Below are 584 nucleotides of genomic sequence, written 5' to 3' on the forward strand. Positions count from 1 at the left end.
AATTGAAATGAGCGAATTGAAGCAGAAACAAATTTTCTCTGAAAAAGCACTAGAGAAAGAGCAGCAATCGGATTCACCAGAGTTAACGGCGCAAAAGACATTCAGTGACAAAGAAACTTTTATACCAGTAAAGATAGAAGAAGATCGAATTGAAACCGAACAAGAACTGCAACTTGAACACGTGATTCGTCCTCGGCCAGGCAGAAAATGGCTCGCAACTGGCGTGTTTGCTACTTTTGCCGGATTGGTCGGGTGGCAGGCTGTGGACTCAGTTGTCACTGCGGTGCAAACGGCTGACTGGCTAGCATTAGGTTGGGCGGGTTTCATTACTACTGTGGCATCATTGGGCCTAGGTGCCATCGGTAAAGAACTCTGGAAGCTACGTAAATTAAGAAATCATTTCAGTATTCAGGAAGAAGCCGAACAGCTCGTTCACAGTGACAGTGTGGGTAAAGGCAAGGTGTTTTGCGAAAAGGTGGCAGAGCAGAGTGGTGTATTAGCAGAAAACCCAGGCTTTGATCGCTGGCAGAACAGCATTAATCCAGCACACAGTGATGCGGAAATCCTTGATATGTACGATTCTA

General features: G+C 45.7%; 1 pseudogene. It reads left to right on the forward strand.

From position 1 onward, the window contains the following. Window positions 1-7 precede the first annotated feature (7 nt). Window positions 8-584 (forward strand): annotated as a pseudogene (locus tag R7Z50_RS29330) (TIGR01620 family protein); the annotation flags it as partial.

This window comes from Vibrio sp. 1249-1 (genome assembly GCF_033340495.1).